Source organism: Kitasatospora sp. NPDC056731, assembly GCF_040687675.1.
Taxonomy (GTDB): Bacteria; Actinomycetota; Actinomycetes; order Streptomycetales; family Streptomycetaceae; genus Kitasatospora.
Map to the genome: position 1 here is coordinate 26,395 of NZ_JBFBNR010000015.1, position 12,311 is coordinate 38,705.

At 71.3% G+C, this 12,311-nt stretch carries 11 protein-coding genes; 8 read left to right on the forward strand and 3 right to left on the reverse strand.

The features are described 5' to 3' along the window. Positions 1–209: 209 nt before the first annotated feature. From AB0R04_RS17730 to AB0R04_RS17760, 7 genes are all read left to right on the forward strand, one after another. The gene (locus AB0R04_RS17730; RefSeq protein WP_063347316.1) at positions 210–971 is read left to right on the forward strand and encodes a 3-hydroxybutyrate dehydrogenase; all 762 of its coding nucleotides are present in this window, start codon (positions 210–212) and stop codon (positions 969–971) included. A gap of 185 nt (positions 972–1,156) precedes the next feature. After that, the gene (locus tag AB0R04_RS17735; protein ID WP_363372110.1) at positions 1,157–2,524 is read left to right on the forward strand and encodes an MFS transporter; all 1,368 of its coding nucleotides are present in this window, start codon (positions 1,157–1,159) and stop codon (positions 2,522–2,524) included. A gap of 59 nt (positions 2,525–2,583) precedes the next feature. Then, positions 2,584–4,491, forward strand: coding sequence for a GAF domain-containing protein (locus AB0R04_RS17740; RefSeq protein ID WP_363372111.1), 1,908 nt, complete (start codon positions 2,584–2,586; stop codon positions 4,489–4,491). Between the two features lie 150 nt (positions 4,492–4,641). Then, positions 4,642–5,439, forward strand: a complete 798-nt coding sequence (lipB, locus tag AB0R04_RS17745; protein WP_279634888.1) for a lipoyl(octanoyl) transferase LipB — start codon at positions 4,642–4,644, stop codon at positions 5,437–5,439. 174 nt (positions 5,440–5,613) lie between these two features. Next, positions 5,614–6,567: a lipoyl synthase gene (lipA, locus tag AB0R04_RS17750; protein ID WP_363372114.1), complete on the forward strand. Its 954-nt coding sequence runs from the start codon at positions 5,614–5,616 to the stop codon at positions 6,565–6,567. A 242-nt stretch (positions 6,568–6,809) separates the two neighbouring features. Then, positions 6,810–6,989, forward strand: coding sequence for a hypothetical protein (locus AB0R04_RS17755; protein WP_063351061.1), 180 nt, complete (start codon positions 6,810–6,812; stop codon positions 6,987–6,989). Between the two features lie 179 nt (positions 6,990–7,168). Then, a complete protein-coding gene (locus AB0R04_RS17760; RefSeq protein WP_063347321.1) occupies positions 7,169–7,858 on the forward strand; it encodes a DUF4191 domain-containing protein in 690 nt (229 codons plus the stop codon). A gap of 152 nt (positions 7,859–8,010) precedes the next feature. On the opposite strand, the gene AB0R04_RS17765 is transcribed toward AB0R04_RS17760, so the two are convergent. Continuing rightward, the gene (locus tag AB0R04_RS17765) at positions 8,011–8,478 is read right to left on the reverse strand and encodes an RDD family protein (RefSeq protein ID WP_350885262.1); all 468 of its coding nucleotides are present in this window, start codon (positions 8,476–8,478) and stop codon (positions 8,011–8,013) included. A gap of 263 nt (positions 8,479–8,741) precedes the next feature. Between AB0R04_RS17765 and glnA the strand changes: the two genes are divergently transcribed. Next, positions 8,742–10,154: a type I glutamate--ammonia ligase gene (glnA, locus tag AB0R04_RS17770; RefSeq protein WP_063347323.1), complete on the forward strand. Its 1,413-nt coding sequence runs from the start codon at positions 8,742–8,744 to the stop codon at positions 10,152–10,154. 214 nt (positions 10,155–10,368) lie between these two features. Here the strand turns inward: glnA and AB0R04_RS17775 are convergent, their stop codons facing one another. Together AB0R04_RS17775 and AB0R04_RS17780 are read right to left on the reverse strand one after the other, a co-directional pair. Then, a complete protein-coding gene (locus AB0R04_RS17775) occupies positions 10,369–11,076 on the reverse strand; it encodes a response regulator transcription factor (protein ID WP_363372119.1) in 708 nt (235 codons plus the stop codon). Further along, a complete protein-coding gene (locus AB0R04_RS17780) occupies positions 11,073–12,272 on the reverse strand; it encodes a histidine kinase (RefSeq protein ID WP_363372122.1) in 1,200 nt (399 codons plus the stop codon). Before AB0R04_RS17780 ends, AB0R04_RS17775 begins: the two co-directional genes overlap by 4 nt. Between the last annotated feature and the right edge of the window lie 39 nt (positions 12,273–12,311).

Below are 12,311 nucleotides of genomic sequence, written 5' to 3' on the forward strand. Positions count from 1 at the left end.
CGGGCGCTATGGGTGGATCTGACCGAGCAATCCTCCGAACGGGTGAAGCAATCGCGCCCATTGTGGGGAAGCGCGGGCGGCGCGGGTTTGGCCTTTCGCGGTCGAACCGTCGATCGACCATCGTGGCGGTGAACACCACATCCCACCGGGATGCTGTGGTGGACCACCACATGGGAGCCAGGCCCCCTGGTTTCCTAGCGTTCTCGGCCATGGACACCACTACAGCCCGCCCGCTCGACGGCCGGACGGCCCTGGTCACCGGGGCCGCCTCGGGCATCGGCCGGGCCTGTGCCGAGGCCTTCGCCGGGGCCGGCGCCCGGGTCTACGTCGTCGATCTCGCGGCCGGTCCGGCCCGGGAGCTCGCGGAGCGGATCGGCGGCCGCGCCGTCGTCGCGGACCTCGCCGACCCCGAGGCCGTGGAGGCCCTGCCGGCCGACGCCGACATCGTGGTCAACAACGCCGGCCTCCAACACGTCGCGCCCGTCCACGAGTTCCCGCCCGACCGCTTCACCCTCATCCAACGCGTCATGGTCGAGGCGCCGTTCCGCATCCTGCGCCGCACTCTCCCGCACATGTACGAGCGGGAGTGGGGCCGGGTGGTCAACATCTCCTCCGTCCACGGCCTGCGGGCCAGCGCCTTCAAGTCCGCCTACGTCACCGCCAAGCACGCGCTGGAGGGCCTCAGCAAGACCGTCGCCCTGGAGGGTGCCCCCTACGGCGTCACCAGCAACTGCATCAACCCGGGCTACGTCCGAACTCCCCTGGTGGAGAAGCAGATCGCGAGCCAGGCGCTCGCCCACGGCATCCGCGAGGACGAGGTCGTCGAGCAGATCATGCTCGAACGCACGGCCGTCAAGCGTCTCATCGAACCCGAGGAGATCGCCCAACTCGCCCTCTGGCTCTGCTCCCCGCCCGCCTCCTACATCACCGGCGCCAGCCTCCCCGTCGACGGCGGCTGGACGGCGCACTGAGCGGCGGCACCTGGCCGCCCTCCCCAGGCCGACCCCCGGGACTATGTGGGTGGCCCACATAGTCCCGGGGAACGCGCCTCCCTACCTTGTGGCGACGTCCCTTGGGGCGGCGCCCCTTGTGACGACATTCCTCGGGGCGACGCCTCCTGGGGCGACGTCCTCCCCCCGGCCCGGAAGTGGTGACCATGAACGCCTCCGCACCAGCCACGGCAGCCACCCGCTCACTCCCTCGGGTCGTGGCCGCCAGTCTCATCGGGACCACCATCGAGTGGTACGACTACTTCTTGTACGGAACAGCGGCCGCGCTGGTGTTCAACAAGCTGTTCTTCCCGAACACCGATCCGCTGACGGGGACGCTGCTGTCCTTCCTCACCTACGCGATCGGGTTCGCCGCGCGGCCGGTCGGGGCGCTGGTGTTCGGGCACTTCGGGGACCGGGTCGGGCGGAAGAAGCTGCTCGTCGTCAGCCTGCTGCTGATGGGCGGGTCGACCACGCTGATCGGGGTGCTGCCCACCTACAGCTCCATCGGGGCGGCGGCGCCGGTGCTGTTGACGGTGCTGCGCCTGGTGCAGGGCTTCGCGCTCGGCGGGGAGTGGGGCGGGGCGGTGCTGCTGGTGTCGGAGCACGGGGACCAGCGGCGGCGCGGGTTCTGGGCGTCGTGGCCGCAGGGCGGGGCGCCGGCCGGGAACCTGCTGGCGGCGGGGGTGCTGTCGGTGCTGACGGCGGTGCTGTCGGAGGACGCGTTCCTGTCGTGGGGGTGGCGGGTGCCGTTCCTGCTGTCGGCGGTGCTGGTCGGGGTCGGGCTGTGGATCCGGCTCGCGGTGGACGAGTCGCCGCTGTTCAAGCAGGCGCTGGCGGCCCAGCAGCAGCGGAAGACCGTCGAACAGCCGCCGCTGGTGGCGGTGTTGCGCAACCACTGGCGGGAGGTGCTGGTGGCGATGGGCGCGCGGATGGCGGAGAACATCTCGTACTACGTGATGACCACGTTTGTGCTGACGTACGCCGTCACCCACGCGCACTTCTCCAAGCAGACCGCGCTGAACGCCGTACTGATCGGCTCGGCGATCCAGTTCGCACTGATCCCGCTGTTCGGAGCGCTCTCCGACCGGGTCGGACGCAAGCCGGTGTACCTGGTGGGCGCGGTCGGGGTGGGCGTCTGGGCGTTCGTCTTCTTCGGGCTGGTGGACACCAGGTCGTTCGGACAGCTGGTGGTCGCGGTGACGGTCGGACTGGTCTTCCACAGCGCGATGTACGCACCGCAGGCGGCGTTCTTCTCCGAGCTGTTCGCCACCCGGATGCGGTACTCGGGCGCCTCGATCGGGGCCCAGTTCGCCTCGGTGGCCGCCGGCGCGCCCGCGCCGCTGATCGCGACCGCACTGCTCAAGGACTACGGCAACGCCACCCCGATCTCGGTGTACGTGGCGATCGCGGCGGCGATCACCGTGCTGGCGGTGCTGTGCGGGCGGGAGACCAGGGGCAGCGACCTGGCGGACGTCGAGGCGGCGGTGGAGGCGGAGGGCGCCGCCGTGGCGGCCAAGCCCGCCACCGCCTGACGGCCGAGCCGCTACGATCGCGCTTCCGCCGGACCCGACGCCGATTGGCGGCACGCACCATGAACCACCCTCACGAAAGCGCCGCGCCCGCGCTGCGGCGGCTGCTCGACCTGCTCGCCTCCGGCGCCGCCACCGAGGACTTCGCCGACGTGCTGGCCGACGCCCGCCGCCGCGGGGCGCCGGCCGCCGTCCTCGCCGAGATCGACGACGCCACCTGGCAGGCCCTGCGGGTGCACCGCACGCTGCGTCAACACCGGCGCCGGGAAGCCGAGTTGACCGCCCTGTTCGACACCGCCGGGGACCTCGCCGCCTCCCGGGAGCTGGACACCGTGCTCCAGGCGATCGTCCGCCGCGCCCGGATGCTGCTCGGCACCGACACCGCGTACCTGACCCTGCCGGACGAGGCCGCGGGCGACACCTACATGCGGGTCACCGACGGCTCGGTCTCCGTCCTGTTCCAGACCCTGCGGCTCAGCCTCGGGCACGGCCTGGGCGGCCTGGTCGCGCAGACCGCCCGCCCGTACGCCACCCCCGACTACCGCACCGACGAACGGTTCCACCACACCGGCACGATCGACGCGGGCGTGCTCGACGAGGGCCTGGTGGCGATCATCGGGGTGCCGCTGCTGCTCGGCGGCGAGGTCATCGGGGTGCTGTTCGCCGCCGACCGCTCGCCCCGTGCCTTCTCCCCCGACGAGGTGGCGCTGCTGTGCACGCTGGCCGCGCACGCCGCGATCGCCCTGGACACCGCCAAGTCGCTGGCCGACACCCGGGCCGCGCTCGCCGAACTGAACAGCGCCAACGAACTGGTCCGCGCCCACTCGGCCGCCGTCCAGCGCGCCGAGCAGGCGCACGACCGGCTCACCGACCTGGTGCTGCGCGGCGCCGAGGTGCCGGACGTCGCCGCCGCCGTCGCGACCCTGCTGGGCGGCGAGATAGCCGTCCTCGACGCCGAGGGCGAGCCGCTGGCCGGGCGGTCCGCACCCGCCGGCGAACTCGCGGAGGCGGTCGCCGCGTCCCGGGCCGAGGGGCGGTCCGTCCGGCACGGCGAGCTGTGGGTGTGCGCGGTGCTGGCCGGGCACGACGCGCTCGGCACCCTGGTGCTGCGCGGACGCCCCGGCCTCGACGACGCCGACCGGCGGCTGTTCGAGCGGGCCAGCGTGGTGACCGCGCTGCTCCTGCTGCTGCGCCGCTCGGTGGCCGAGACCGAGAACAGGGTCCGCGGCGAACTGCTCACCGACCTGCTCACCGCCCCCGACCGCGATCCGGCCGGGCTCACCGCGCGCGGCCGCCGGCTCGGCGTCGACCTCGCCCGCCCGCACCTGGTCCTGGTCGCCGAACCGGCCGAACCCGCCGGACCCCCCACCCCCGACCGCGGCCGGCTGGCCGGCGCCGCCCGGCGGTACCTGTTCGGCTCCCGGGGCGTCAGCGCCGAGCACGGCGAGGCGGTGGTGCTGCTGGTCCCGGAGGCCAGCGACCCGGAGGAGGCCGCACGGCAGGCCGCCGAGCGGCTGGCCCGGCTGGCCGGGTTCCCGGTCACCGTGGGCGCCGGCCGCCCGGCCGCCGGCCCGCCCGCGCTGGCCGCCTCGTACGCCGAGGGCCTGCGCTGCGTCCGGGCGCTGCGGGTGCTCGGCCGCGCCGGGGAGGGCGCCTCGGCCCGCGCGCTGGGCTTCCTCGGGGTGCTGCTCGGCGACGGGCACGACGTCGACGGCTTCGTCGGCTCGGCGCTCGGCCCGCTGCTCGCCTACGACGCCCGCCGCGGCACCGAACTGGTCCGCACCCTGCGCGCCTACTTCGACTGCGGCGGCAGCCTCACCCGCGCCAAGGACGAACTGCACGTCCACGTGAACACCGTCGTCCAGCGGCTGGACCGGGTCGAGGCGCTGCTCGGCCCGGACTGGAACCACCCCGAGCGCTCGCTCGAACTCCAGCTGGCGCTGCGGCTGCAGCTGCTGGCGGGGGGCTGAACGGGTCCTTGCGGGCGCGGTCCTTCCGGGCCGGCCTGAACGGTCCGGTTCGGCCTCCTGAACGGCCCGTACGGGCGGCTGAACCGTCCGTACGGGCGTGGGCGTACAGTGGCGAGGTTGGTCTCGAACGCCTGGCAAGGAGCGGCAGCGGTGAGCGAGAACGTGCGTTTCGTTCGAATGGGGACAGGCGAGGGCGCCATCGCCTACCAGGAGGCCTGGGAGGAGCAGCAGCGCCTGCACGCGCTGCGGGTCGCGGACGAGATCCCCGACACCGTGCTGCTGCTGGAGCACCAGCCCGTCTACACGATGGGCAAGCGCACCAACCCCGCCGACCTGCCGCTCGACGGCACCCCGGTGGTCGAGGTCAACCGCGGCGGGGAGATCACCTGGCACGGCCCCGGCCAGCTGGTCGGCTACCCCATCGTCAAGCTGCCCGACCCGATCGACGTGGTCGCCTACGTCCGCCGGCTGGAGGAGGCGCTGATCCGCGCCTGCGCCGGGTTCGGCGTCGGCACCACCCGGGTCGAGGGCCGCAGCGGCGTCTGGGTGCTGGGCGATTCCATCCCGGACGCCGTGGTGGACCCGGCGCAGGTGGTGGACATCGGCAAGCTGACCCTGCGGATGGGCCTGCCGCTGGGCATCGACCCGCGGCTGGCCGGCCCCGAGTACGCGCCGTCCAACGCCGGCCAGCGCGGCGACGACCGCAAGCTCGCCGCGATCGGCGTCCGGGTCGCCCGCGGGGTCACCATGCACGGCTTCGCGCTCAACTGCGACCCCGACATGACCTGGTTCGACCGGATCGTGCCGTGCGGCATCCGGGACGCCGGCGTCGCCTCGCTCGCCGGCGAGCTGGGGCGCGACTTCACCGTCGGCGAGGCGCTGCCGGTGGTCGAACGGCACCTGGCGGACGTGTTCGCCGAGCTGCCCGAACCCGCGCTCACCCGCTGACCCGGGCCCGGGTCCTCGCCCGGGCTCTTCCCCGGGCCCCACTCCGGATTGCCCCCCGGGAATCTACCGGCCAGTAGCGCTGTTGCCCTGCGATTGCGGGGCAACAGGCCGCGCGAAGGCCTTACAACCACAGGCGTACCCTGGGGGTACCCCGTCTAGTTCTAGGAGTCGCACGTGTCCGCTGTCGCGCCCGACGGCAGGAAGCTGCTCCGCCTGGAGGTCCGCAACAGCGAGACCCCCATCGAGCGGAAGCCCGAGTGGATCAAGACCCGCGCGAAGATGGGGCCGGAGTACAACGCCCTCCAGTCGCTGGTGAAGAAGGAGGGGCTGCACACCGTCTGCCAGGAAGCCGGCTGCCCCAACATCTTCGAGTGCTGGGAGGACCGCGAGGCGACCTTCCTCATCGGCGGTGACCAGTGCACCCGCCGCTGCGACTTCTGCCAGATCGACACCGGCAAGCCCGCCGATTTCGACCGGGACGAGCCTCGCCGGGTCGCCGAGTCCATCGTCACGATGGACCTCAACTACGCCACCATCACCGGCGTCGCCCGCGACGACCTGCCGGACGGCGGCGCCTGGCTGTACGCCGAGACCGTGCGCCAGGTGCACGCGCTGACCGCCGACCGCGAGAGCGGCCGCACCGGCGTCGAGCTGCTGATCCCCGACTTCAACGCGGTGCCCGAGCAGCTGGCCGAGGTCTTCTCCTCCCGCCCCGAGGTGCTCGCGCACAACGTCGAGACGGTGCCGCGGATCTTCAAGCGGATCCGCCCGGCCTTCCGCTACGAGCGCTCGCTCGACGTCATCACCCAGGCCCGCGCGGCCGGGCTGGTGACCAAGTCCAACCTGATCCTCGGCATGGGCGAGACCCGCGAGGAGGTCAGCCAGGCGCTGGCCGACCTCGTCGGCGCCGGCTGCGAGCTGATCACCATCACCCAGTACCTGCGCCCCTCGCTGCGCCACCACCCGGTGGAGCGCTGGGTCAAGCCGCACGAGTTCGTCGAGCTCCAGCAGGAGGCCGAGGAGCTGGGCTTCGCCGGGGTCATGTCGGGCCCGCTGGTGCGCTCCTCCTACCGGGCCGGGCGACTGTACCGGCAGGCGCTGGAGCGGCGCGCGCAGGCCGCGGTCTGATCCGGTCGGGTCGGCTGGGTCGGCTGGGCCGGCTGGGCTGATTGAGCCAGCAGATTCTGCTGATCCTGCTGATCCGGTGCTTTTGAGCCATCCGGTGCGCGAGCGAAGGGCGGAGCCTCGGCTCCGCCCTTTCGGTTTCACCGCACTTTGACTGCCTGGTCACCGCCTGGTAACACGGGATGGTGACGATGGACTCGTTGCGATCGTTCGATTCTTCTCAGCCACGAGGGGAGCTGTTCGGCATGCGGATGCGCATCCGGTCGGTGGGGGTCGCGCTGCGGCTCGCCGAGAGCGTCCTGCTGGCGGGTGGCCAGCAGCAGGCCCGGCGCAACGCCTGGGCGGCGGTCTGCGAGAACCGCCGGTACGCGGCGGACCGCCGACACGACGCGCGGGCGGCGACGACGTCACCGCCCCGACGGTGACGCTCTCGACGGTTCTCGACGGTTCTCGACGGTGACGTTCTCGACGCGGCCGCGCCGGGGGCCGTTCGCCGCGACCGACGGTCGCTGTGTGCGACGGCACAGGGCACACGAGTCACGGATAGAGGCGAACGGGTACCGGGCTTGGATATCCCGTACCCGTGCCACGTACCATGAGCGTTATGGCGAGGGAAACATCCGAGAACCCCGGGCGACTGAAGCAGATCCGCCTGGCTTACACCATGACCAAGAAGGTCGACACCAAGATCGGCCTGATCATCGCCGGCGTCGGCCTGCTGACCTTCGGCGTGTTCCTCGCCATCGGCTTCGCAATCGACCACCCGATCTACCTGGGCATCCTGGGCTTCATCGTGGCCTTCCTGGCCATGGCGATCGTCTTCGGGCGCCGGGCCGAGCGCGCGGCGTTCGGACAGATGGAGGGGCAGCCGGGCGCCGTTGCGGCGGTGCTGAACAACATCCGACGCGGCTGGAGCTCCAACTCCACCCCGGTCGCGGTCACCCGCAACCAGGACGCGGTCTACCGCGCGGTGGGCCGGGCCGGAATCGCGCTGATCGGCGAAGGCAACCCGAACCGGGTGCGCCAGCTGCTGGCCTCCGAGAAGAAGAAGATGGCCCGGGTCGTCGGCGACGTGCCGGTGCACGACATCGTGGTGGGTACCGGCGAGGGCGAGATCCCGCTCAAGAAGCTGCAGATCCACCTGATGCGACTGCCCCGCGCCATCACCGCGTCCCAGGTCACCGAGACCAACGACCGTCTGCGCGCCCTGGGCGACCTGCTCTCCAAGGCGCCGATCCCCAAGGGCCCGATGCCCAAGGGTGCCCGGATGCCCAAGGGCGGCCAGGCCCGCTGACGCTCCCCCGACCACAACACTGAACGGCCCCGCCGCGGAGATCCCGCAGCGGGGCCGTTCAGTGTTGTGCGGCAAGGCCGTCCGACCCTGGATCCGGACTGGATCCGGACCTCGACAGATCCGGAATGGATCCGGGCCTCGGCAGATCCGGACTAGATCCGGACCTCGACGGTGCCGACCGCCTTGTCGTGCAGACCGCGGGTGTCGCGGTCCCAGACCAGCGGCGGCACCACCAGGCAGAGCAGCAGGGTGCGCAGCAGCACCTGCGGGATGGTCGCGCGGCCGCCGTCCAGGCGGATCACCCGGAGGCCGAACAGCCGCTTGCCGACGGTCGTCCCGGTGGTGGCGAGCAGCACCGCCGCGACCAGGAAGTAGAGCGGGCTGGTCCACAGGTTCGCCTCGGCCGGGCTGCCCTTGCCGATCAGCCCGTAGGCGATCAGGGCGACCAGCCAGCCGTCCACGAACAGGGCGCCGATCCGGCGGCCCGGGCCCGCGATCGAGCCGGGGCCCTCCTTGGGCAGGCCGAGGCGCTCGCCGCGGAAGCCGAAGTCGGCTCCCATCTTCTCGGCGGCCGCCTTCGGGCCGTCGATCCACGATCCCAACGCTTCTCTGGTGTCCACGAATCCACACTAACCGGGCGACCCGTCCGCGCCGCCACCGGCTCCCCCGAACGCCACGGGCGGGTGAATCGTGCCGCCGGAGCTTTCCAAGTGGTCCAGACCACTTGTGGAGAGCCGGGCCTGACGGCGGTGCGTTTTGCCCCGTCCCGTACATCTTTGCCACCCGATCGGCGGGCGCGGTTAACATTTATGAAACGACCGGGTCACCGGCCGGAAACGGCCCGTTCCTAGGGTGAGCCCCATTCGCACGCCGAGGAGGATGGATGTTCAACAACGCCGCCGAAGTGAAGCAGTTCATTCAGGACAACGACGTGAAGTTCGTCGATGTCCGCTTCTGCGATCTGCCTGGCGTCATGCAGCACTTCTCCGTACCTGCGGCGACCTTCGACCCGTCCGAGATCCTGATGTTCGACGGCTCGTCGATCCGCGGCTTCCAGGCCATCCACGAGTCCGACATGGCCCTGGTCCCGGACCTCGCCACGGCTCGGCTCGACCCCTTCCGGGTCGAGAAGCACCTCAACATCAACTTCTTCATCCAGGACCCGGTCACCGGCGAGGCCTACAGCCGCGACCCGCGCAACGTCGCCAAGAAGGCCGAGGCCTACCTCGCCTCCTCCGGCATCGCCGACACCGCGTTCTTCGGGCCCGAGGCCGAGTTCTACGTCTTCGACTCGGTCCGCTTCGAGACCAGCGCCAACGCGTCCTTCTACCACATCGACTCGGAGGCCGGCGCCTGGAACTCCGGCGCCGCCGAGGGCGACGTCCGCGGCTACAAGGTCAAGTACAAGGGCGGCTACTTCCCCACCCCGCCGGTGGACCACTTCGCCGACCTGCGGGCCGAGATGTCGCTCGAACTGGCCAAGTCCGGCCTCGAAGTCGAGCGCCAGCACCACGAGGTCGGCACGGCCGGCCAGGCCGAGATCAACTACAAGTTCAACACCCTGCTGCACGCCGCCGACGACCTGATGCTGTTCAAATACATCATCAAGAACGTCGCCTGGCGCAACGGCAAGACGGCCACCTTCATGCCCAAGCCGATCTTCGGCGACAACGGCTCGGGCATGCACGTCCACCAGTCGCTGTGGACCGAGGGCTCGCCGCTCTTCTACGACGAGCAGGGCTACGCCGGCCTCTCCGACACCGCCCGCTACTACATCGGCGGCCTGCTCCGGCACGCCCCCTCGCTGCTGGCCTTCACCAACCCGTCGGTGAACTCCTACCACCGCCTGGTCCCGGGCTTCGAGGCGCCGGTCAACCTCGTCTACTCCCAGCGCAACCGCTCGGCCGCGATCCGCATCCCGATCACCGGCTCCAACGCCAAGGCCAAGCGCATCGAGTTCCGCGCGCCCGACCCCTCCTCCAACCCGTACCTGGCCTTCGCCGCCATGCTGATGGCCGGCCTCGACGGCATCCGCAACAAGATCGAGCCGCTGGAGCCGGTCGACAAGGACCTCTACGAGCTCGCCCCCGAGGAGCACGCCAACGTCCCGCAGGTGCCCGCCTCCCTCCCGGCCGTCCTCGACGCCCTGGAAGCCGACCACGAGTACCTGCTCGCCGGCAACGTCTTCACCCCGGACCTGATCGAGACCTGGATCGACTTCAAGCGCACCAACGAGATCGCCCCCATCGCCCTCCGCCCCCACCCCCACGAGTTCGAGCTGTACTACGACCTGTAGGGGCGCCTCTGACCTGCGGAAACGCAGTTCGACCTCTCATCGTTTCCGCAGGTCAGACAAGGTTCTGACCTGCGGAAACGCCTGGAGAGGGGTCGGCTGCGACACCCCTGGGGCTCGCGATGTGGAATGAGAGTGCACTGGGTTCGATCTCCGCAGGAGTTCTGTGTAGTGCCGGCGGCTCGGGCAGCGCCGCCTCGTTCTTCTGATCCTGTCCCTACCGTCTACGCGGCATGAGTCCGGACCGTCTACGCGGCATGAGTCCGGCTTCGAAGGCGACGATCGCCAGGTGGACGCGGTCCCGGGCTTCGAGCTTGGCGAACAGGCGCGCGACATGCGTCTTCGCGGTCGCCGCGCTGATCACCAGCCGCTCGGCTATCTCAGTGTTCGACAGTCCCTGTCCGACCAGTGCCAGCACCTCGCGCTCCCGGTCGGTGATCCCCGCGAGGAGACGTGGGTCCTCAGCGGGCTCGGCGTCCGGTTCGGGGGCCGCGGGGCGGGACGTCCCGGCGAAGTCCGCGATCAGCCGTCGGGTCACGCTCGGTGCGATCAGCGCGTCGCCCGCGGCCACCACGCGGATCGCTCCCAGGATCGCGTCCAGGGCCATGCTCTTGAGCAGGAATCCGCTGGCCCCGGCGCGCAGTGCGCCGTAGACGTACTCGTCGTCGTCGAAGGTCGTCAGCACCAAGACCTTGGGCGGGTCCGGTTCGGCGGTCGCCTGCCGGGTCGCCTCGATCCCGTCCATATCCGGCATCCGGATGTCCATCACCACGACGTCCGGCCGCAGTTCACGCACCAGGCGCACCGCCTCGCGGCCGTCGCCGGCCTGGCCGACCACCTCCAGGTCGTCGGTGTCGCCGATCAGGATCCCGAGCCCGACCAGCATCAGCGGCTGGTCGTCGACCAGCAGCACCCGCACGCTCATGCCGGGAGCCTCGCAGCCACCCGGAATCCGCCCTCCGAACGCCGGCCCGCGCTGAACTGGCCGGACAGCAACGTCACCCGCTCGCGCATGCCGAGCAGGCCGAAGCCGCTGCCGCCGGCCCCCGCCGTGAACCTCGGACGGCCCGGCCCGCCGAGACCGTCGTCCCCGTCGTCCACCACCTCGATCGTCACCCCTTCCGGCTCGTAACCGACCGCGACCCGGCACGTCCGCGCACCGGAATGCCGCACCACGTTCGTCACCGACTCCTGGACGATCCGGAACGCCGACAGTTCGATCTCCGGCGGCAGTGGACGCCGCTCGCCCCGCCAGGTCACATGGACCCGCACCCCGGCGCCGGCCGTGCGTTCGGCGAGCTGCGGGACGTCGGCCAGGCTGCTGGCCGGCGCCAGCGGAGCGGCCTGCGGCATGGCGTCATCCGGCTCGGCGCGGCGGAGCGCCCCGAGCATGCGCTGCAGCTCCAGCAGCGTCTCCCGGCTGGTGGTCTCGATGCCGGTCAGCGCCTGCCGCGTCTGCTCGGGCTTGGTCTCCACGACCCGCGCCGCCGCCCCCGACAGCACCGTGATGATCCCGATGCTGTGCGCGACGCTGTCGTGCAGCTCGCGGGCGATCCGCAGCCGCTCGGCCAAGACGACGCGGGCCGCGGTCTGCTCCTGCAGGGCTTCGAGGTATTCACGGCGTTTGCGATACACGCCCCCGAAGACCCACGCGACCGCGAACCACAACGCGAACCCCCCGGCCCACTGGACCGCGTCGCTGACGGACTGCTCGCGGGTGTGGATGTCGTTGACGAGCGCGGCCGCGATGCCCGCGACGGAGCCGACGGCGGCAGCCTTCGGCCGCCGGACGGCGAGGTACCCGCCCAAGCCGACGAGCAGGACGAACACGATCGAGGGCCGCGCGCCGAAGGCGTCGCCGAGGACTGTTTCGCCCAGGACCGCCGCGAAGACCGCCGCCGGCAGGCGACGCACCAGCAGAACCGGCAGGGCGAGCACGATGTACAGACCGATCATCTGGGCGGGCTCGAGGTCGGGGAACCGGAACAGGCCGTTCTCAGGGGTCGGCATCGTCAAGGGGAGCATCAGCGCGTACAAGCAGGCAGTGGCCAGTACCACGGCCTGTGACGTCAGCCAGGTCACGCGCTTCGATGTCGAGAGACGCTGGAGAAGCTGTTCCATACGGAGATCGTATTCAGTGGCATCGGCTCTGCGCGTCGC

Excerpts from the sequence above, each read along its gene's own strand:
- AB0R04_RS17730 (WP_063347316.1), top strand. The coding sequence starts at position 210 with ATGGACACCACTACAGCCCGCCCGCTCGACGGCCGGACGGCCCTGGTC.
- AB0R04_RS17735 (WP_363372110.1), top strand. The coding sequence starts at position 1,157 with ATGAACGCCTCCGCACCAGCCACGGCAGCCACCCGCTCACTCCCTCGG.
- AB0R04_RS17740 (WP_363372111.1), top strand. The coding sequence starts at position 2,584 with ATGAACCACCCTCACGAAAGCGCCGCGCCCGCGCTGCGGCGGCTGCTC.
- AB0R04_RS17755 (WP_063351061.1), top strand. The coding sequence starts at position 6,810 with ATGCGGATGCGCATCCGGTCGGTGGGGGTCGCGCTGCGGCTCGCCGAG.
- AB0R04_RS17760 (WP_063347321.1), top strand. The coding sequence starts at position 7,169 with ATGGCGAGGGAAACATCCGAGAACCCCGGGCGACTGAAGCAGATCCGC.
- glnA (WP_063347323.1), top strand. The coding sequence starts at position 8,742 with ATGTTCAACAACGCCGCCGAAGTGAAGCAGTTCATTCAGGACAACGAC.
- AB0R04_RS17775 (WP_363372119.1), bottom strand. The coding sequence starts at position 11,076 with ATGAGCGTGCGGGTGCTGCTGGTCGACGACCAGCCGCTGATGCTGGTC.
- AB0R04_RS17780 (WP_363372122.1), bottom strand. The coding sequence starts at position 12,272 with ATGGAACAGCTTCTCCAGCGTCTCTCGACATCGAAGCGCGTGACCTGG.